We start from the raw sequence: 17,793 nt of genomic DNA, 5'->3' as shown, positions 1-17,793 counted from the left end.
TGAGAGCCGCGGGGCCGGGCCCCGGGGGCCGGTCCCAGCGCCGAGAGGGGGGCTGGCACCAGTGCGCCGGCGGGCGGGCGTTCCTAGCCTGGGCGGCATGAGCGGAATGGACGCGCGAGACCTTGAGCTGAAGAAGGAACTCGACGCCACCCTGCAGACCCGCAGGGAACTGGGCGAGGAGTACGAGTCGGCGCTGGTCGACTCGTTCCTGGAGAAGATCGACCAGCGCATCGACGGCGCCGTGGAGCGCCGGGTGCGGCGGCAGCTCGCCGAGCAGCGGATGACGGTGGCGCGGGGCTCCCGGGCGCCGGGGGCCACCGACTCCTGGGGCGAGCGCTTCGGCTTCGGCATCGTCTCGCTGGTGCTGGCGATCCCGCTGTCCGCGATCGGCGGCGGCGTCGCGCATGTGCCCGGGCTGCTGGTCGCCTGGGCGGGCATCGTCGGCGTCAACGCCTTCCAGGCCGCGCGCGCCAACCCCGGCCTGTTCGGCGGCCGTCGCCGCAGGTCACCCCAGGACGGTGACTGGGAGGACTGAGCGGGGCGACGGGGGCCCACAGAGAAACACGGCGGAAACGGAGAAGCGCGAGGGACGTCGTGCGCGGGGACCGCCGCACCCCCGTTGCCGGGGGGCGGGACGACGGCGGTCCCCGCGAAGGACGCGGGCCGGGTCAGGACCGGGCGTGCGCGTCCATGGCGTCCGTGGAGGTCCGGGAGCCGCTCCGGAGGTCCTTGGCGCCGTTCGACGTCGATCGGGGCGAGAAGCTGGTCCCGCCCCTCCGACACCCACCAATCTGCCGGACGCGTGTTAAGCGGGTGCTGCGTGAACGTGACACCCTCGTACCATTTCCGCGCCTCACTCTCAGCCGCAGGTCACCGCAAGTTCCCCGCGGCCGCGCCCGGTCACCGGGCGTTCGCTACCGCACCCCGCCCTTGGCCAGGAAGGCCAGCAGGTCCTGGCGGCTGACCACACCGGTCGGCTTGCCCTCGACCAGCACGATCGCCGCGTCCGCCGAGCCGAGCACGGACATCAGGTCCGCGACCGGCTCGCCCGAGCCGACCTGCGGCAGCGGGGCCGACATGTGCTTCTCCAGCGGGTCGTCCAGCGAGGCGCGCTGGGTGAACAGCGCGTCGAGCAGCTCCCGCTCCACCACGGACCCCACGACCTCCGCGGCCATGACGTCCGGGTGGCCGGCGCCCGGCTTCACGATCGGCATCTGCGAGACGCCGTACTCGCGCAGCACCTCGATGGCCTGGCCGACGGTCTCGTCCGGGTGCATGTGGACGAGGGAGGGAATGGCGCCCTCCTTGTCCCTCAGCACGTCGCCGACGCGGGCGCTCGGGCCCTCGTCCTCCAGGAAGCCGTAGTCGGCCATCCACTCGTCGTTGAAGATCTTGCTGAGGTAGCCGCGGCCGCTGTCGGGCAGCAGCACCACCACGACGTCGTCCGGGCCGAGGCGCTCGGCGACCCGCAACGCGGCGACGACGGCCATGCCGCAGGAGCCGCCGACCAGCAGGCCCTCCTCCTTGGCCAGCCGCCGGGTCATCTGGAAGGCGTCCTTGTCGGACACGGCGACGATCTCGTCGGCGACGGTGCGGTCGTAGGCGGTCGGCCAGAAGTCCTCGCCGACGCCCTCGATCAGGTACGGCCTTCCGGAGCCGCCGGAGTAGACCGAGCCCTCCGGGTCGGCGCCGATGACCTTCACCTTGCCGTCGCTGGCGTCCTTCAGATAGCGGCCGGTGCCGGAGATGGTGCCGCCGGTGCCGACGCCCGCCACGAAGTGGGTGATCTTCCCCTCCGTCTGCTCCCACAGCTCGGGGCCGGTGGAGTGGTAGTGCGACAGGGGGTTGTTCGGGTTGGAGTACTGGTCGGGCTTCCACGCGCCCGGCGTCTCACGGACCAGCCGGTCGGAGACGTTGTAGTAGGAGTCCGGGTGCTCCGGGTCCACGGCCGTCGGGCACACCACCACTTCCGCCCCGTACGCGCGCAGCACGTTGATCTTGTCCGTGGAGACCTTGTCCGGGCACACGAAGATGCACTTGTAGCCCTTCTGCTGGGCCACGATGGCGAGTCCCACGCCGGTGTTGCCGCTGGTCGGCTCGACGATCGTCCCGCCGGGCTTGAGCTCCCCGCTCTGCTCGGCCGCCTCGATCATGCGCAGGGCGATGCGGTCCTTCACGGAGCCGCCCGGGTTGAAGTACTCCACCTTGGCCAGGACGGTGGCCCGGATGCCCTTGGTGACGTTGTTGAGCCTCACCAGCGGGGTGTTGCCGACGAGGCTGATCATCGAGTCGTGGAATTGCACCGTTGTCTCCGGTTGCTGCAAAAGATGTGGTCGTGGTGGTCCAGCCAGCCTAAGGCCAGTGAAGGGGCGGACGACGGCCCTTCACTGGCCGTCGAGATTGGGCGACGGTCCGTACGGGGCAAGGAGTGGGTGTACGGCTGAGAGGAGGTGGCGGCGAGGCATGACGGGCATGTCGAGGGCGAGAGTGGCCCGGCGGATCGCGGCCGGCGCGGCGTACGGCGGCGGGGGGATCGGTCTGGTCGGCGCGGCCGCGGTCGGTCTGCTGCTGGCCGAGGTGCAGCTGGCCAGACGCCAGGTGGCCAACGGCACGACGGACGGCCGCCTGCCGGTCGCCGACGGGCGGTACGGCGGCGGCTACGACATCCCGGGCGAGCAGCCCCTGCGGCTGGTGCTGCTCGGCGACTCCACGGCCGCGGGGCAGGGTGTCCACCGGGCCGGGCAGACGCCGGGCGCGCTGCTGGCGTCGGGGCTCGCGGCCGTGGCGGAGCGGACGGTGGAGCTGCGCAACGTGGCCCTTCCGGGCGCCCAGTCGGACGACCTGGACCGTCAGGTGACACTGGTCCTCGCCGATCCGGCCCGGGTGCCGGACATCTGCGTGATCATGGTCGGCGCGAACGACGTGACGCACCGGATGCCCCCGACCCGCTCGGTGCGCCATCTGTCGGCGGCGGTCCGCCGGCTGCGCACGGCAGGCGCGGAGGTGGTGGTCGGCACCTGCCCCGACCTCGGCACGATCGAGCCGGTCCAGCAGCCGCTGCGCTGGCTGGCCCGCCGGGCCTCGCGCCAGCTCGCGGCGGCGCAGACGATCGGCGTGGTGGAACAGGGGGGCCGCACCGTGTCGCTGGGCGACCTGCTGGGCCCGGAGTTCGCGGCGAACCCGCGGGAGCTGTTCGGCCCCGACAACTACCACCCCTCCGCCGAGGGCTACGCCACCGCCGCGATGGCGGTCCTGCCGACGGTCTGCGCCGCGCTGGGGCTGTGGCCGGCGGAGGAGGAGCGTCCGGACGCGTTCCGGCACGAGGGCTACCTGCCGGTGGCCCGCGCCGCGGCCGAGGCGGCGTCGGAGGCCGGTACGGAGGTCACCGCCGCGATGCCGACGGGGCCCCGGGGACCGTGGGCCCTGCTCAAGCGCCGCCGTCGCCGCCGGGTGCCGGAGGCGGCCCCGGCCCCGATGGAGACCCCGACCTGACCCTGACACCAGGAGAAAAGCAAGCGCTTAGAAAATTGCGGTCAGGGTCACATCGCCGTTCCCGTGACCTCGACCATACGTACGGGTAACTTCCCAACCAGCCCTGCCCATCCCCGTATGCAAGCCACTGGAGCCGTGATGCCCGAAGCCGTCATCGTCTCGACCGCCCGCTCCCCCATCGGCCGCGCTTTCAAGGGCTCCCTCAAGGACCTGCGCCCGGACGACCTGACCGCCACGATCATCCAGGCGGCCCTCGCCAAGGTCCCCGAGCTGGACCCGAAGGACATCGACGACCTGATGCTCGGCTGCGGCCTGCCCGGCGGAGAGCAGGGCAACAACCTCGGCCGGATCGTCGCCGTGCAGATGGGCATGGACCACCTCCCCGGCTGCACCATCACCCGGTACTGCTCCTCCTCGCTGCAGACCTCCCGCATGGCCCTGCACGCCATCAAGGCCGGCGAGGGCGACGTCTTCATCTCGGCCGGTGTCGAGATGGTCTCCCGCTTCACCAAGGGCAACTCCGACAGCCTGCCGGACACGCACAACCCGCTGTTCGCCGAGGCCGAGGCCCGCACCGCCGCGGTGGCGGCGCAGGAGGGCACCACCTGGCACGACCCGCGCGAGGACGGCCTGGTCCCGGACGCCTACATCGCGATGGGGCAGACCGCCGAGAACCTGGCCCGCTGGAAGGGCGTCACCCGCCAGGACATGGACGAGTTCGGCGTCCGCTCGCAGAACCTCGCCGAGGAGGCCATCAAGAACGGCTTCTGGGAGCGCGAGATCACCCCGGTGACCCTCCCGGACGGCACCGTCGTCTCCAAGGACGACGGCCCGCGCGCCGGCGTCACCCTGGAGGGCGTCTCCGGCCTCAAGCCGGTCTTCCGCCCCGACGGCCTGGTCACCGCCGGCAACTGCTGCCCGCTGAACGACGGCGCCGCCGCGGTGGTCATCATGTCCGACACCAAGGCCCGCGAGCTCGGCCTCACGCCGCTCGCCCGCATCGTCTCCACCGGCGTCTCCGGCCTGTCCCCGGAGATCATGGGCCTCGGCCCGGTGGAGGCCTCGCAGCAGGCGCTGCGCCGCGCCGGCCTCACCATCGACGACATCGACCTGGTCGAGATCAACGAGGCGTTCGCCGCGCAGGTGATCCCCTCCTACCGCGACCTCGGCATCGACCTCGACAGGCTGAACGTCAACGGCGGCGCCATCGCCGTCGGCCACCCCTTCGGCATGACCGGCGCCCGTATCACCGGCACGCTGATCAACTCGCTCCAGTTCCACGACAAGCAGTTCGGTCTGGAGACGATGTGCGTCGGCGGCGGCCAGGGCATGGCGATGGTGATCGAGCGCCTCAGCTGATCCCCCGCCGGGGGCCATTGAGAGACCGTCAGTGGCCGCCGTAGCACCCATAGTGAGCGAACGGCCCGGAATCCAAGAAACACCCGGCTTCCGGGCCGTTTTGTGATCGAATCTCCCCCAGGATGTGACCTATCTCCCCCAGGGAGGGAGTTCACGCAGGTCAAGGGTGTTTCGCCAGGGAACCAGGGGCAGCATTCCTGTCCGTTTCGTGACGTTACGCACTGACAGCTGGTTAGTCCGCCCTTCAAGCTGATGTAGGAAGTCGGGGGTCGACCTTGAACCCGGGAGTACGTCAGTGAGCGCCATGCCGATCGCCTTGTTGCTCACCACGGCCGCCACCGGCGCCGTGGGCGTCGCGGTCCTGCGCACCCTTCTGGTGCTGCGCCGCCAGGTCGCCGCTCTGCACACCCAGCTCGCCGAGAGCCAGGCCGCCGCCACGCGCGCCCTGCTGCCCGCCGCCCGCACCGCGGAGACGGAGCAGATACGCGCCGCGGTCGCCCAGGCGCTCGCCGAGGAGCGGGAGCGGGAGCTGGCCGAGGCCCGGGCGTTCTGGGCCGCCCAGGAGGCCCGCGACGGGGGTGACGCGCCCACGCTGCTCGGCCTGCCCGACAGCGAGCTGTTCCTGCCGCGCCAGGCCGACTTCGCGGGTCTGGAGCCGCTGGAGGCCCTGACCGAGACCGGCCCGGACGCGGACGAGTTCTCCGGGGAGTCGCCGGAGCTGGCCGCGGCCCGCCGCCGTCACCCCTCGCACCCCGACTTCACCCCGTCCCCGTCGCCGGTGGTCAACGACCACGAGCGCACGGTCGCCACGCTGGAGGAGCTGGCCGATTCGGGCGTGGAGCTGACCGATGTGCGGCCGGGCCCGCTGGGCACCCTCGACGTCTACGTGTTCGCGGACGGGACGACCCTGTGCATGACCCCGGGCCACCGCGAGACCGCGGAACGCCTGTCCACGGCGCTGCGCGCGGGCCGGGCCCCGGTGCTCCTCGGCGGCTCCGGCGTCTCGGGCGCGTACACCCTCACCTTCGCGTGCGGCGAGGAGAACGTGTACATCCTGGCGGACCGGGTCATCGCGTCGCTGTAGCCCGCCCTCCGGGCGCGCACGCCCGGACGCTCCTCGTGCTCCCGGCACTTCGGGCACTCACGCTCATGGCGCCCCAGCCGCTCGGCGCACTCCCGCGGCTCACACTCCGGCGCGTTTCTGCGCCTCCTCCACCAGCCGCACCGCCTCCTCCACCTCGGCCTCGTCCCTGAGGACGAGGGCAAGGTCGTGTCCGGCCACGGTCAGCTGGTCGGCGGCCGCGAACATCCCGGCGTCGGGCATCTCGCGCGGTTCGCGGCCGGGCTCCTCGCGTTCCTGCGCCCGCCGCGCCATTTCCCTGGCCAGCCCCAGCGCCTCCGCCGCCCCGCTGCGTTGCAGCCGGCTCTGCGGCGCGGCCCGAAGACGGTCGGCGAAGTGATCCACTGCGCGGGTCAGCGATGTCGTGTCAACCACGCCGCGAGACTACGCGTCGCAGCAGGACTGTTGCCAATACGCGAACGCTCAGGCACGGTGACCTGAAGGACCGGCTTCGTCGAACGCGTCCGGAGGCGCCGATGTCCCAAGTCTTCTCCGAGGAGACCCATCGCAACCTGCTCGCCCGCATCCCCCACTGCACCGGTCGTGAAGTCTCCGACTGGCTGCGCACCGTCGAAGAAGGCCCCGCTCTCCGCTTCGAGGAGAAGGTCAGCTGGCTCCGCCACGAACACGACCTCGCGTACGGCCACGCCAAGGCGCTCATCCACGAGTACGACCTGAGGAGGGCCGCGCGCAAACTGCTCTAGGCGCGCACGCGCAAGGGCCCCGGGAGATCCCGGGGCCCTTGCGCTGTCCGTCGCGGTGCGGCTAGTCGTTCTGGTTGAGGATCGCGATGATCCGCAGGAACTCCATGTAGATCCACACCAGCGTCAGCGTGAGGCCGAAGGCCGCGAGCCAGGCCTCCTCGCGGGGCGCGCCGTAGGCGATGCCGTCCTCGACCTGCTTGAAGTCCAGGGCGAGGAAGCAGGCGCCGAGGAGGATGCCGACGACACCGAAGAAGATGCCGAGGGGACCGCTGCGGAAGCCGAGGCCGTCACCGCCACCGAAGACGGCGAACAGCATGTTCACCATCATCAGCAGCACGAAGCCGAGCGCGGCCGCCATCACGAAGCCGTAGAACCGGCGGTTGACGCGGATCCAGCCCGCCTTGTACGCCACCAGCACACCGGCGAAGACCGCCATGGTGCCGATCACGGCCTGCATGGCCGCGCCGCTCGCGAGGTGCGTGTCGACGATGTTGGAGACGACGCCGAGGAACACGCCCTCGAACGCCGCGTAGGTCAGGATCAGCGCGGGCGAGGCCTTGCGCTTGAAGGACTGCACGAAGGCCAGCACCATGCCGATCAGCGCGGCGCCGATGCCGATGCCGTAGGACCGGTTGATGTGGGCCACGTCGACCGGCAGCAGCGCCCAGGCGAGCGCGGCCGTGACGATCAGAGTGCCGAGCGTGGACGCGGTGCGCAGGACGACGTCGTCCATCGTCATCCGGCCGGTGGTGGCCGGGGCCTGCGGCGGAGCGCCGTACTGCAGGTCCTGCTGGGCGTACGGGTTCTGGGCGTAAGGGTTCTGCGCGTAGGGGGCGCCGCTCGGCTGGGCGTAGGGGTTGCCCTGCGCGTACGGATTGCCCTGCGTGCCGACAGCGGGGCCCCCGGCCTGCGGCGCGGTGTTGAAGCCCGCGTAGCCGTTGTCGCGGCTGAACCCCCGTCGCGAGAAGACCGGGTTTCTGCTCCTCATCTCACTCCTCCATGGCCACGCTGCGCGGCCTTGGCCTCAAGAGTAATGGAACGGCAAAGGATGGATCCTAATACCTGCGAAGGATCTTTCCCTCGTCCTGCTGGCGAACACGCTACGCGGCCAGGTGATTCCCGGCCACGGAGGGCCCCATTCATGACCAACCTGCGACATGGCCGGAATCAGCCGGAGATCATCGGCCGGGTCAGTCGAGGGAGAAGCCGGTGTACGCCTCGGCGAGGTCGGTCTCGGCCGCGCGCCCGGAGGCGATCCGCCGCAGCCGGGCCAGCTGGAGGCGGTCGTCGAAGCCGGTGGCGTCCGGCGCCCGGTGCAGCATGGTCGTCATGTCGTAGCTGAACCGCTCGGCCTGCCAGATCCGGCGCAAACAGGTCGCCGAGTAGGCGTCGAGCAGCTCGGCGGAGCCCGTCCGGCGCTCGTGCTTCAGCGCCCGCGCGAAGGTGACGACGTCCCCGACGGCGAGGTTGAGCCCCTTGGCCCCGGTGGGCGGCACGATGTGCGCGGCGTCCCCGGCGAGGAAGAGCCGCCCGTGCCGCATGGGCTCGTGGACGAAGGAGCGCATCGGGGTCACCGACTTCTGGGTGATCGGCCCGCGCCCGAGGGTCCAGTCGTCGTCGGTCTCGAACCGCCGTCCGAGCTCGTCCCAGATCTCCTCGTCGCCCCACTCCTCCGCGTCGGTGCCGGCGGGCACCTGGAGGTAGAGGCGTGAAACAGACGGGGAGCGCATGGAGAGCAGGGCGAAGCCGCGGTCGTGGCGGGCGTAGACCAGTTCGTCGTGCGAGGGGGGCACGTCGGCGAGGACGCCGAGCCAGACGAAGGGGTACGTCCGTTCGAAGGCCCGGGAGAGTGCGGCGGGTACCGCCTTGCGCGCCACGCCCCAGAAGCCGTCGCACCCCACGACGTAGTCGCACTCCAGGACGTCCTCGCGTCCCTCGTACCGGAACGGCACGCGCGGGCGGTCGCCCTCCGCGCCCTCCACCGCGAGCGCCTCCGCCCCGAACAGCAGCGGGCCGCCCTCCTCCAGCTGGAGCGCGATGAGGTCCTTGCAGACCTCGGTCTGCGCGTACACCGTCACGGACCGGCCGCCGGTGAGGGCGGGGAAGTCGACCCGGTGCCGGGTCCTGGCGAACCGCAGCTCGATCCCGTCGTGCCGCAGCCCCTCCCGGTCCATCCGCTCCCCGGCCCCGGCCGCGCGCAGCACGTCCACGGTCCCCTGTTCCAGGATTCCGGCCCGCTGGCGGTTCTCGACGTAGACGCGGTCCCGGCTCTCCAGGACGACCGAGTCGATACCGGCGTTGTGGAGCAGCCGGGCCAGGAGCAGACCGGCCGGGCCGGCTCCGATGATGCCGACGGTGGTGCGCATCGGTCGTTCCCTTCGGGTGGGCGTCGTTGCCTGGGGAGGGGCGTTCCCGGCCCTTCCGGGCCGTCGGGAGTGGGGAGAGGCCGAGAGAGGGGCGGGTGTTCGCGTGGTGAAATTTATTTCACCTGCGCCTCGCCTGAGTCTCCGCCCGGCCCCACCCGATGTCAATGGGCCCGTGTCGATGGGCCCGTGCCCATGGGTCGGCGCCCACGGGTCCGCGGCCTGCGCGCACACAACCGACCGCCGTGCCCGCGCGATCAGGTCGCGGACACGGCGGTCGGCCGGGGAGCGGGGTACGCCGCGGCAGTGGTAGCGGCGTACCCCGCGGCTCAGTGGCCCGGCCAGCCGTCCAGGTGACGGTGCAGGGTCACGGAGGGTTGCGCCTCGCCCTTCGGGGCGCGCGCCACCGCGTCGTGCAGGACGCTGCTCACCTCGGCGGCGAGGCCGTCGACCCGCGACTTCAGCTCGGTGGCGGGGAGCGAGGAGCGGGTCAGCACGTCGAGGCGGCGGTGGATGTCGTCCAGCCGGCTCTGGGTGTCGCCGTCGAAGGTGATCGGGGTGGGCGTGGAGACGACGAACTGGTAGGCGCCGGCCAGGGTCTGGCAGCCCGTGCACTTCTTGTTCGCCGCGTCGCTGAGGTTCACGGCGTTCAGGTGGGTGCGTGCCCCCGCGAACGTGACGATCTGGAAGGACAGCGCCACCGACCGGCACTCGTCGTCGGCGGAGCAGCCCGCGGAGACGGCGTTGGCCTGGTTGCGCACCCCGGCGGCGTTCACGTTGCCGTACTGGCGGATGGTGAAGGAGTCCTTGGCCTGCGTGTGGTGCGCCCGGTCCGCGTGGCTGAACACGTAGTCGGAGGCGACCGCCGCGTGCTGCGGCGCGGCGGTGGCCGCCTGGGCCGGTACGGCGGTGGCCACCCCGGCGACTCCGGCGGCGAGCAGGCCCGCGCGGACTGCGCGCTGGGTGAAGTTGTTGCTGGTGGGACGTGGTTTGCGATGACTGCTCATGGGATCTCCTGCGGTAGATGGTTCGTGAGCCGCGGGCCGGGGCGCCGTCCCCGGTGCCGCGACGGCCCGGCGCACCCCGGGGCGGCACGGGGTGGGCGCGGGTGGAGGCGGACCCGTACGCGTTCCGCCTCCCGGGACGACGCCGCGTGCCGCGCTCCGGGGCGAGCCGGGTTTCGCCGCTCTAGGACGACACCGGGCTGGGTGACTCACTCACCGGCGGCGGGGAGGGGCTGGCCGGGGGCGACGCCGGCAGGCTCTCCGAGGGCGTCGGGGAGGGCTCCGGCGCGGGCCCGCCCCCGGCGGACGCCGACGGCAGCGGCCCCGCGGCGCTCCCGCCGCTGGTCGGCACCGCCTGCTGCGAGGCGCCCGCCGGTCCCGACGCGGTCGCCGACGCGCCGGCCGACGCCGGCGCGCTGCCCGTGGCGTCCACCGGCGGACTGCCGTCCGGCCCCGCGGACCCGGCCCCCGCCGTGCCCGACGGCTGCGCGGAGGCACCGCCGGACGGGTTGCCGGAGGGGGGTCCGTCCGGCGTCGACGCCTCCCGCGGCTGCGGTTCCTGCGTCGACACCCCCGGCTGCAGGATCGGCGCGATCGGCGGCCTCTTCGGCAGCGGCTTCGGGGTCATCCCGGACACCCACGCGTAGCTCAGCCCGGTCAGCGCGGCCAGCGTCAGCGCGCACACGGTCACGCGCAGCACCGGCCGGCTCGCCGTGGACCGCTTCGCGGCCCGGAAGAGACGCCCGGTCAGCTTCACGGACAGGTAGACCACACCCGCCATGGGGCACAGCAGCATGACGCAGCCGATCACCCCGACCAGGCCCTCGACGACCTGCCCGTCCGCGAACGCCGAGCCGGTGCCGACCAGTTGCTCGGTCAGCGACCGGATCATCGTGGCGATGATCCGCGGCAGGTTCCACAGCGCGTAACCGAGTTCGCCGAGCAGGAGCGGCACCATCGTCAGCACCCAGGTGGCGACGATGGTCCGCGCCGACTTCTTCAGCCCGGCGACCTCCTTGCGGGCGGCCCGGCCCTTCGCCCCGGGGACCAGGCTCAGCAGGATCGGCTTGATCTTGCCGTACAGGTCCGGCACGCCGGCCAGGTCGCCCAGGATGTAGTAGCCGTCCAGCCGGACGGCCGGCATCAACTGCTCCAGGATCTCGAAGTGCCCGAGATAGACCGCGGCCAGGAAGAACTGCGCCCCGGTGGCGAAGTACGCCCCGGCCATGGCCAGCATGAAGACGACGTTGAAGTACACCCCGCCCAGGTCGGTGCGCAGCCGGCCGGCGCGTCCGATCCGGTAGACGTCGGTGACGTCGGTGTACATCGACGGCCAGATGAGGAAGAGCCCGCAGCCGATGCACCCGGGGCGGGCGCCGCCGTATCGGCAGGCGGAGGCGTGGCCGAACTCGTGGAAGACGAGCGAGGCCACGGTGAGGACGAAGACGATGAGGATGAGCACCGGCTGGTCCAGGACCTCCAGCACCGGCTCGATCGCCCCGAAGAAGCCGAACAGCCAGACGTCCATGACGACCGCCGCGGCCAGCACCACGGCGACCACGACCGGCCGGTGCAGCCACGCGAACATCCGGGCGATCTTCGCCGTGCGGCGCTCGTTGAAGATCACCCGGTGGCCCTTGAGGGCGAGCAGCAGGTCGGACCTCGGCGCGTCGACCTCCTCGCCCTCCTGGCCGTCGGGCACGGTCACACCGAGCGGTTCGAGCTTCTCCTCCACCAGGAAGCGCACGTTCTCGCCGCTGACCTCACGGCCGAAACGCGCGCTGACCCGGTGGGCGATGGTCTCGACGTCCCGGACGCCGTCGATGGACGACGCCACGAGATACAGCAGCCGCGAGAGCTGCACGACCTGCCCGTCCCCCCGACGGGCGATGTACTTGGGGTCGGTGAAGCCCGACCCCTGGTACTCGCCGTGCAGCTGGAGCCCCGCACTCAGCCGCGGGACCAGTGGCGCCTGCTCCACGACGGGCAGCTTGCCCGTCGTCACCTGCTCGTACGTCACCGGCCAGCCGCCGGGACCGGGCACCGGGCCCGTGTCGTGCAGCGTCGGCGCCCCCTCTCCGAGCACCGTCATGTGTGGTCTCCCCCCACGTCCTCCCCCGTCCTCCCCGCTCTCCCCCGGTTCGACTCCGGGGGCGGACCGCGCCGTACCCCCCGCGCGGTCCGCCCCCGTGGCCGTCGTCGCGGCGCGTGGCCGCGCCTGCGTGCGCTACTGCGTGACGTTGATGCTCTGGACGGCCTGCGACTGGGCCACCGACCACGACGAGTGGTCGTTGAGCGCCGCGGACTCGTTGTGGGCGGAGATGTTGGCGACGTGCTTGGTGACGTTCACCGTCTTGCCGAAGCTGAACTTCAGGCGACCCAGGGCCTCACGGCCCGGCAGCAGCTCCGCGGACTCGGCCTCGAGGTCGTGCATGTCCATGCTCATGATGGATGTCCTTTCTGTGTCTTCAGGTCGGGATCGGATGGGGAGCGTTACTGGGTGACGTTGATGCTCTGGCCGGCACCGGAGTCGGCCACCGACCACGCGGAGTGGTCGTTCAGGGCGGCGGACTGGTTGTGGGCCGAGATGTTGGCGACGTGCTTGGTGACGTTCACCGTCTTGTTGAAGCTGAACTTCAGGCGACCCAGGGCCTCGCGACCCGGCAGCAGCTCCGCGGACTCGGCCTCGAGCTCGTGGGCGTCCATCATGATCAATTCCCCCTCAGGGATAGACATTTCCGGTCGGACCGAGTCAGGTTCCCCCCGGACTCTGTCCAACTTGGTCGGACGTGCTGTCCAACGAGATTGGACACTACGGCTTCGGGGGCGTTTCGCGCAACCCGTTCGGGGAATCGCCTCTCGGCGCCGCGCCCGGGCGCCCGTAGAATCAGGCGGCACATGGAGGGTTTCCGTGAGTTCCGCCAGGCGGCGAGCAGGAAGTGACGGTCAGTGGCCAACGCACTGCAGCAGTTGATCCGTGAGCGCCTCGACCGCAAGGGCTGGTCCTACGGCGATGTGGCGCGGCGCGGCGGCATTCCCCGCTCCACCGTCCACCACCTGGCGACCGCCGACCGCGTGGTCCGCATGCCCCAGCCGGCCACGCTGGAGGGGCTGGCCAAGGGGCTGGAGCTGCCCCTGGACGCCGTGCGCCGCATCGCGGCCGAGGCCTGCGGAATCCACGTCTACGGCCCCGCCGCGGGCGCCGGTGGCGAGGCCCCCCGCCCCACCGACCCCGACGTGGACCTGCTCATCGCCAGCGTCCAGCAGTTGTCGGCCGACGACCGCCGCCATGTCGCCGCCCTGGTGGAGTCCCTGCTCGACCGCTCCGCACGGGAGAAGTGACCGCACCCGGGACCGGACCGGCCGTCCGACGACATCGGACGACCGCTTCCCCGCCAACTCGGAAAAAGAATTCAGAGCACCCGAAAACCGGCGAGATCCGCCGCTAGTCTCTCGCTTGCCCGAGACGCGAGAGCCGCACGACCCGGGCTCCCAGGGGGGAAGTGTGTTGTTCGTGCATGGCGGCCCGACCACGGCCGTGGTCCGTGGCCCCGCCGGAGAATCGGTCGTCCTGCTGTCCGGCGAGCTGCCCGAGGTGCTCACCGACGAGGCGCTCGCCGAGCTCCTGGACCTGGCCGCCGCCATCCTCGATGCGGACGAACTGGTCCTGTTCCACCAGTGCCTGCAGACCCTGCGCCGCAACGGAATGCGGGCGGGCCGCCGCATCGAGAGAGGCGGTCTCGTACTCACCGTCTACGAAGGCTGACCCCACTCGGGGGCACGGGCTTTCGAAGGGTGAAGACGGGGGGTGAACACAGGGGGAAACACGCGCGCGCCGCCGCGGGGGACGGTGGCGCCGCGCGGTCGGTGGTGCCCGGAACCGGACTTGAACCGGTACGCCCGCGAGGGGCAGCGAGGTTTAAGCTCGCCGTGTCTGCATTCCACCATCCGGGCAGGCCATGGGCTCCGCATCGAGATCCCGAGCCTATCGGGGCGCCTCCCGCGAACAGTGGGCAGGCAACCCGATGTTGTCTTATTTTATTGATGTCTGAGGGAGCATCAGCAAGCGGAACAGGCCATCAGCACTTGCCAAGAGCCTTCCGTGGAGCCGGCCGTCACGCATGCGAAATGACGGAATTTCACCCTCTGAACAAGGACGCTCCACCTGTTCTTGACGACGGCCTCCTCAGGGACGGCCGTCATCCCCAGGTATGACGCGGACGGTTCCGGTCCGTCCCCGGTCGCCCCCCGGAACCGGAGCAGCGGCTGACTACACCGGCGCGATCGGCGGACACGATGGACGACGTCCCTTCGAACACCGTCGTCCCGTCAGGAGCGCCCACCCGTGACCACCTCCTCCATCGCCGGCCGGACCACCGCCGTGGCCGCGCGCGCCACGGATCTGTCGAAGATCTACGGACAGGGCGAGACCCAGGTGGTCGCCCTCGACCGGGTCTCCGTCGACTTCCGGCAGGCCGAGTTCACCGCGATCATGGGCCCGTCCGGCTCGGGCAAGTCCACGCTGATGCACTGCGTGGCCGGTCTGGACACCTTCTCCTCCGGCTCGGTGCGCATCGGCGAGACGGAGCTGGGCTCGCTGAAGGACAAGCAGCTGACCAGGCTGCGCCGGGACAAGATCGGCTTCATCTTCCAGGCGTTCAACCTGCTGCCGACGCTGAACGCCCTGGAGAACATCACCCTCCCGATGGACATCGCGGGCCGCAGGCCGGACCGGGAGTGGCTGGACACGGTGATCCGGATGGTGGGACTGTCCGACCGGCTCGGACACCGGCCCGCGCAGCTGTCCGGCGGCCAGCAGCAGCGCGTCGCCGTCGCCCGCGCGCTGGCGTCCCGGCCCGACATCGTCTTCGGTGACGAGCCCACCGGCAACCTCGACTCGCGCTCGGGCGCAGAGGTGCTCGGCTTCCTGCGCAACTCCGTACGGGAGCTGGGCCAGACGGTGGTGATGGTGACCCACGACCCGGTGGCGGCGGCGTACGCGGACCGGGTGGTGTTCCTCGCCGACGGCCGGATCGTGGACGAGGTGCACGAACCGACCGCGCAGGCGGTCCTCGACCGGATGCGGCACCTGCCCGGGGGGAACCCCCAGGCTCCCGAGCCGGACGCCGAGGGCCGCACCCGCTGATCACCGCCGACCCCGTACCCCTGGACTGAGACAACCCATGTTCCGCACCGCCTTGCGCAATGTCAGCGCGCACAAGGGCCGGCTCCTCATGACCGTGCTCGCCGTGATGCTCGGCGTCGCCTTCGTGTCGGGGACCCTGGTCTTCACCAACACCCTCTCCGACGCCTACCGGAAGAGCTCCGCCAAGGGCTTCGGCCAGGTCGACGTGGCCGTACGGCCCGCGTACCGGGAGAGCGAGGGCGACCGGCTCGGAAAGGCGCCCGAGCTGACCCAGGCCCTGCTGGACCGCAGCGCCCGCGTGCCGGGCGCCGCCTCCGCCGTCGGTGTCGTCGGCGGCTTCACCGCGCTCGCCGACAAGCACGGCAAGCTGATCGGCGGCGGCTTCCAGTCGCAGGGCGGCAACTTCTGGGGCACCGAGGACCCCCGGTACCCGCTCAGGAGCGGCGCCGCGCCGCACGGCCGCGACCAGGTCGCCATCGACTCCGAGACCGCGCGGCGGGCCGGCTACCGGGTCGGCGACACCGTGCGCCTCTCGGTCGACGGCCCGGTGCTGACCCCGACCATCAGCGGCATCTTCACCACCGACGACGGCAACGTCGCGGCCGGCGGCAGCCTCGCCCTCTTCGACACCGCGACCGCCCAGCGGCTGTTCGGCAAGCCGGGCACGTACGACGAGATCGACGTGCGGGCCAGGCCCGGCACCGGCCAGGCGGCCCTGAAGGCCCAGCTCGACCGGACGCTGCCGAAGGGGACGGCCGAGACCACGACCGGCGCGCGGCTCGCCGACGACCAGGCGCGGGCGATCTCCGCCTCGATGAGCGGGCTGCGCCAGGGCCTGCTGGTCTTCGCCGGGATCGCGCTCTTCGTGGGCACGTTCATCATCGCCAACACCTTCACCATGCTGGTCGCCCAGCGCACGAAGGAGCTCGCGCTGCTGCGCGCGGTCGGCGCCTCCCGCCGGCAGGTCACCCGCTCGGTGCTGATCGAGGCGTTCGTGGTGGGCACGGTGGCCGCCGTGGCCGGGCTGGTCGCGGGCGTCGGCATCGGCGCCGGGCTCAGGTCCCTCATGGGCACCCTGGGCGCGACCGTCCCCGACGGGCCGCTGGTCGTCACGCCCGGCACGGCCGGCGCCGCCCTCGCGGTCGGTGTCCTGGTCACCATGCTGGCCGCCTGGCTGCCCGGCCGCCGGGCCGCGAAGATCCCGCCGGTCGCGGCGATGGGCAGCGTGCACGCCAAGGCGACCGCCAAGTCGCTGGTGCTGCGCAACACGCTGGGCGCGCTGTTCGCCGCCGCGGGCGTCGCCGTCGTCCTGGCGGCCACGACGATGGACGGCACCGACGGTCAGGCGCCCATGGGGCTCGGCGCGGTGCTGCTGATCACCGGCGTGTTCGTGCTGACCCCGCTGCTGTCCCGCCCGCTGATCGCGGCGGCGGGCCCGCTGCTGCGCGGCTTCGGGGTCTCCGGCAAGCTGGCCCGGCAGAACGCGGTGCGCAACCCGCGCCGTACGGCGGCCACGGCGTCCGCGCTGATGATCGGCCTGACCCTGATCACCGGCATGACGGTGATGGCGGGCAGCCTGCAGACGTCGATCGACAAGATGGCGTCCGCCGCGATCCGGGCCGACTACGTGGTGTCGATGGCGAACGGCAACGCGCTCTCCCCCGGCGTGGACCGCAAGCTGCGCGCCACCGGGGGCGTGACGGCGACCAGCCCGATGCGCAACGCGCCCTCCCGCATCGACGGCCGAACCGAGTACCTGACCGGTGTCGACGGCCACGCGTTCGGCGAGCTGACCGACCTGAAGGTCGACGACGGCTCCTTCACGGTCGCCGGCACCCGGGTCGTCGTGGACCACGACACGGCCACGTCGCACGGCTGGCGGGCCGGTTCAGGCTTCACGGTCGCCTACGAGGACGGCCGCAGGCAGCGCCTGACGGTCGCCGGGGTCTACGAGGGCAACGACATGATCCGCGGCATCATGCTCGACAACGCCACCCTCGCCCCGCACCAGAGCGACCCGGCCGACATGCGGGTCCTGGTCAAGACGGCGAACGGCGCGTCCGCCGCCACCAAGGACCGGCTGGTCAGGGCGCTCGGCTCCAACCCGGCCGTCAAGGTCCAGAGCAAGCGGGACCTCTCCGACGACATCGCGAAGATGTTCACGCTGATGCTCAACATGCTCTACGGGCTGCTGGCCATGGCGGTGATCGTGGCCGTCCTCGGGGTCATCAACACCCTGGCGATGTCGGTGTTCGAGCGCTCGCAGGAGATCGGGATGCTCCGCGCGATCGGCCTGGACCGCACGGGCGTCAAGCGGATGGTCCGGCTGGAGTCGCTGGTGATCTCCCTGTTCGGCGGGGTGCTCGGTATCGGCCTGGGCGTGTTCTTCGGGTGGGCGGCCGGTGAGCTGCTCGGCACGAAGATGGCGACCTACGAACTGGTCCTGCCCTGGGCGCGGATGGCGCTCTTCCTGCTGCTGGCGGCGGCGGTCGGCGTCCTGGCCGCGCTCTGGCCGGCCCGGCGGGCGGCCCGGCTCAACACGCTCGAGGCGATCAAGTCCGAGTAGCGTACGGGCGGCGGCGCACGAGCCGGGGCCCCGTTCCAC

At 71.7% G+C, this 17,793-nt stretch carries 17 protein-coding genes and 1 tRNA gene; 9 read left to right on the top strand and 9 right to left on the bottom strand.

Going from position 1 to position 17,793, the window contains the following annotated elements; translation table 11 throughout:
* The first annotated feature begins 106 nt into the window (after positions 1-106).
* A complete protein-coding gene (locus ACIQ9G_RS25570) occupies positions 107-535 on the top strand; it encodes a hypothetical protein (protein ID WP_403613817.1) in 429 nt (142 codons plus the stop codon).
* A gap of 379 nt (positions 536-914) precedes the next feature.
* Here the strand turns inward: ACIQ9G_RS25570 and ACIQ9G_RS25565 are convergent, their stop codons facing one another.
* Positions 915-2,303 carry a cystathionine beta-synthase gene (locus ACIQ9G_RS25565; RefSeq protein WP_403613643.1) on the bottom strand — a complete coding sequence of 463 codons (1,389 nt, stop codon included), beginning with the start codon at positions 2,301-2,303 and terminating at the stop codon, positions 915-917.
* 160 nt (positions 2,304-2,463) lie between these two features.
* On the opposite strand from ACIQ9G_RS25565, the gene ACIQ9G_RS25560 reads away from it, so the two are divergent.
* The 3 genes from ACIQ9G_RS25560 to ACIQ9G_RS25550 all read left to right on the top strand — a co-directional run bounded on the left by ACIQ9G_RS25560 (position 2,464) and on the right by ACIQ9G_RS25550 (position 5,935).
* Positions 2,464-3,492 carry an SGNH/GDSL hydrolase family protein gene (locus ACIQ9G_RS25560; RefSeq protein ID WP_403613640.1) on the top strand — a complete coding sequence of 343 codons (1,029 nt, stop codon included), beginning with the start codon at positions 2,464-2,466 and terminating at the stop codon, positions 3,490-3,492.
* Between the two features lie 138 nt (positions 3,493-3,630).
* The gene (locus ACIQ9G_RS25555; RefSeq protein ID WP_403613638.1) at positions 3,631-4,851 is read left to right on the top strand and encodes an acetyl-CoA C-acetyltransferase; all 1,221 of its coding nucleotides are present in this window, start codon (positions 3,631-3,633) and stop codon (positions 4,849-4,851) included.
* Positions 4,852-5,146: 295 nt separating this feature from the next.
* Positions 5,147-5,935: a hypothetical protein gene (locus tag ACIQ9G_RS25550; RefSeq protein WP_403613635.1), complete on the top strand. Its 789-nt coding sequence runs from the start codon at positions 5,147-5,149 to the stop codon at positions 5,933-5,935.
* A gap of 99 nt (positions 5,936-6,034) precedes the next feature.
* Here the strand turns inward: ACIQ9G_RS25550 and ACIQ9G_RS25545 are convergent, their stop codons facing one another.
* Positions 6,035-6,346, bottom strand: a complete 312-nt coding sequence (locus ACIQ9G_RS25545; RefSeq protein WP_403613632.1) for a hypothetical protein — start codon at positions 6,344-6,346, stop codon at positions 6,035-6,037.
* 101 nt (positions 6,347-6,447) lie between these two features.
* Here ACIQ9G_RS25545 and ACIQ9G_RS25540 point away from each other — a divergent pair, with 101 nt between their 5' ends.
* Positions 6,448-6,675, top strand: a complete 228-nt coding sequence (locus ACIQ9G_RS25540) for a DUF4287 domain-containing protein (RefSeq protein ID WP_276111179.1) — start codon at positions 6,448-6,450, stop codon at positions 6,673-6,675.
* Between the two features lie 61 nt (positions 6,676-6,736).
* Here the strand turns inward: ACIQ9G_RS25540 and ACIQ9G_RS25535 are convergent, their stop codons facing one another.
* The 6 genes from ACIQ9G_RS25535 to ACIQ9G_RS25510 form a co-directional block, all read right to left on the bottom strand.
* A complete protein-coding gene (locus ACIQ9G_RS25535; RefSeq protein ID WP_403613630.1) occupies positions 6,737-7,663 on the bottom strand; it encodes a Bax inhibitor-1/YccA family protein in 927 nt (308 codons plus the stop codon).
* A 202-nt stretch (positions 7,664-7,865) separates the two neighbouring features.
* Complete coding sequence (locus ACIQ9G_RS25530) at positions 7,866-9,041, bottom strand: 4-hydroxybenzoate 3-monooxygenase (RefSeq protein WP_403613628.1); 1,176 nt, start codon at positions 9,039-9,041, stop codon at positions 7,866-7,868.
* A gap of 326 nt (positions 9,042-9,367) precedes the next feature.
* On the bottom strand, positions 9,368-10,045 hold the full coding sequence (locus tag ACIQ9G_RS25525) for a hypothetical protein (protein WP_403613626.1): 678 nt from the start codon (positions 10,043-10,045) through the stop codon (positions 9,368-9,370).
* A 181-nt stretch (positions 10,046-10,226) separates the two neighbouring features.
* Positions 10,227-12,134, bottom strand: a complete 1,908-nt coding sequence (locus ACIQ9G_RS25520; protein ID WP_403613623.1) for a hypothetical protein — start codon at positions 12,132-12,134, stop codon at positions 10,227-10,229.
* 135 nt (positions 12,135-12,269) lie between these two features.
* Entirely contained in the window at positions 12,270-12,488 is a 219-nt protein-coding gene (locus ACIQ9G_RS25515; protein WP_356188625.1) for a hypothetical protein, read from the bottom strand.
* A gap of 47 nt (positions 12,489-12,535) precedes the next feature.
* Entirely contained in the window at positions 12,536-12,751 is a 216-nt protein-coding gene (locus ACIQ9G_RS25510) for a hypothetical protein (RefSeq protein ID WP_356188627.1), read from the bottom strand.
* Between the two features lie 240 nt (positions 12,752-12,991).
* Between ACIQ9G_RS25510 and ACIQ9G_RS25505 the strand changes: the two genes are divergently transcribed.
* Together ACIQ9G_RS25505 and ACIQ9G_RS25500 are read left to right on the top strand one after the other, a co-directional pair.
* The gene (locus tag ACIQ9G_RS25505) at positions 12,992-13,384 is read left to right on the top strand and encodes a helix-turn-helix domain-containing protein (protein ID WP_403613620.1); all 393 of its coding nucleotides are present in this window, start codon (positions 12,992-12,994) and stop codon (positions 13,382-13,384) included.
* 163 nt (positions 13,385-13,547) lie between these two features.
* Positions 13,548-13,808 carry a hypothetical protein gene (locus tag ACIQ9G_RS25500; protein WP_392193888.1) on the top strand — a complete coding sequence of 87 codons (261 nt, stop codon included), beginning with the start codon at positions 13,548-13,550 and terminating at the stop codon, positions 13,806-13,808.
* A 102-nt stretch (positions 13,809-13,910) separates the two neighbouring features.
* Here ACIQ9G_RS25500 and ACIQ9G_RS25495 read toward each other — a convergent pair.
* A tRNA-Leu gene (locus ACIQ9G_RS25495) sits at positions 13,911-13,996 on the bottom strand.
* Positions 13,997-14,387: 391 nt separating this feature from the next.
* On the opposite strand from ACIQ9G_RS25495, the gene ACIQ9G_RS25490 reads away from it, so the two are divergent.
* Both ACIQ9G_RS25490 and ACIQ9G_RS25485 read left to right on the top strand, forming a co-directional pair.
* A complete protein-coding gene (locus ACIQ9G_RS25490; RefSeq protein WP_403613617.1) occupies positions 14,388-15,188 on the top strand; it encodes an ABC transporter ATP-binding protein in 801 nt (266 codons plus the stop codon).
* 37 nt (positions 15,189-15,225) lie between these two features.
* Positions 15,226-17,754, top strand: a complete 2,529-nt coding sequence (locus ACIQ9G_RS25485; RefSeq protein WP_403613615.1) for an ABC transporter permease — start codon at positions 15,226-15,228, stop codon at positions 17,752-17,754.
* The last annotated feature ends 39 nt before the right edge of the window (positions 17,755-17,793 follow it).

The sequence above is a fragment of the Streptomyces sp. NPDC096152 genome (assembly GCF_044763235.1).
Classification (GTDB): Bacteria; Actinomycetota; Actinomycetes; order Streptomycetales; family Streptomycetaceae; genus Streptomyces.
The sequence above is the reverse complement of the archived record's forward strand: the minus strand, read 5'-3'. Positions and strand labels throughout refer to the sequence as shown.

What these genes read in the sequence shown, in the direction of transcription:
- ACIQ9G_RS25570 (WP_403613817.1), top strand. Translation starts at nt 107, where the DNA reads ATGGACGCGCGAGACCTTGAGCTGAAGAAGGAACTCGACGCCACCCTG.
- ACIQ9G_RS25560 (WP_403613640.1), top strand. Translation starts at nt 2,464, where the DNA reads ATGACGGGCATGTCGAGGGCGAGAGTGGCCCGGCGGATCGCGGCCGGC.
- ACIQ9G_RS25555 (WP_403613638.1), top strand. Translation starts at nt 3,631, where the DNA reads ATGCCCGAAGCCGTCATCGTCTCGACCGCCCGCTCCCCCATCGGCCGC.
- ACIQ9G_RS25540 (WP_276111179.1), top strand. Translation starts at nt 6,448, where the DNA reads ATGTCCCAAGTCTTCTCCGAGGAGACCCATCGCAACCTGCTCGCCCGC.
- ACIQ9G_RS25535 (WP_403613630.1), bottom strand. Translation starts at nt 7,663, where the DNA reads ATGAGGAGCAGAAACCCGGTCTTCTCGCGACGGGGGTTCAGCCGCGAC.
- ACIQ9G_RS25530 (WP_403613628.1), bottom strand. Translation starts at nt 9,041, where the DNA reads ATGCGCACCACCGTCGGCATCATCGGAGCCGGCCCGGCCGGTCTGCTC.
- ACIQ9G_RS25525 (WP_403613626.1), bottom strand. Translation starts at nt 10,045, where the DNA reads ATGAGCAGTCATCGCAAACCACGTCCCACCAGCAACAACTTCACCCAG.
- ACIQ9G_RS25520 (WP_403613623.1), bottom strand. Translation starts at nt 12,134, where the DNA reads ATGACGGTGCTCGGAGAGGGGGCGCCGACGCTGCACGACACGGGCCCG.
- ACIQ9G_RS25515 (WP_356188625.1), bottom strand. Translation starts at nt 12,488, where the DNA reads ATGAGCATGGACATGCACGACCTCGAGGCCGAGTCCGCGGAGCTGCTG.
- ACIQ9G_RS25510 (WP_356188627.1), bottom strand. Translation starts at nt 12,751, where the DNA reads ATGATGGACGCCCACGAGCTCGAGGCCGAGTCCGCGGAGCTGCTGCCG.
- ACIQ9G_RS25485 (WP_403613615.1), top strand. Translation starts at nt 15,226, where the DNA reads ATGTTCCGCACCGCCTTGCGCAATGTCAGCGCGCACAAGGGCCGGCTC.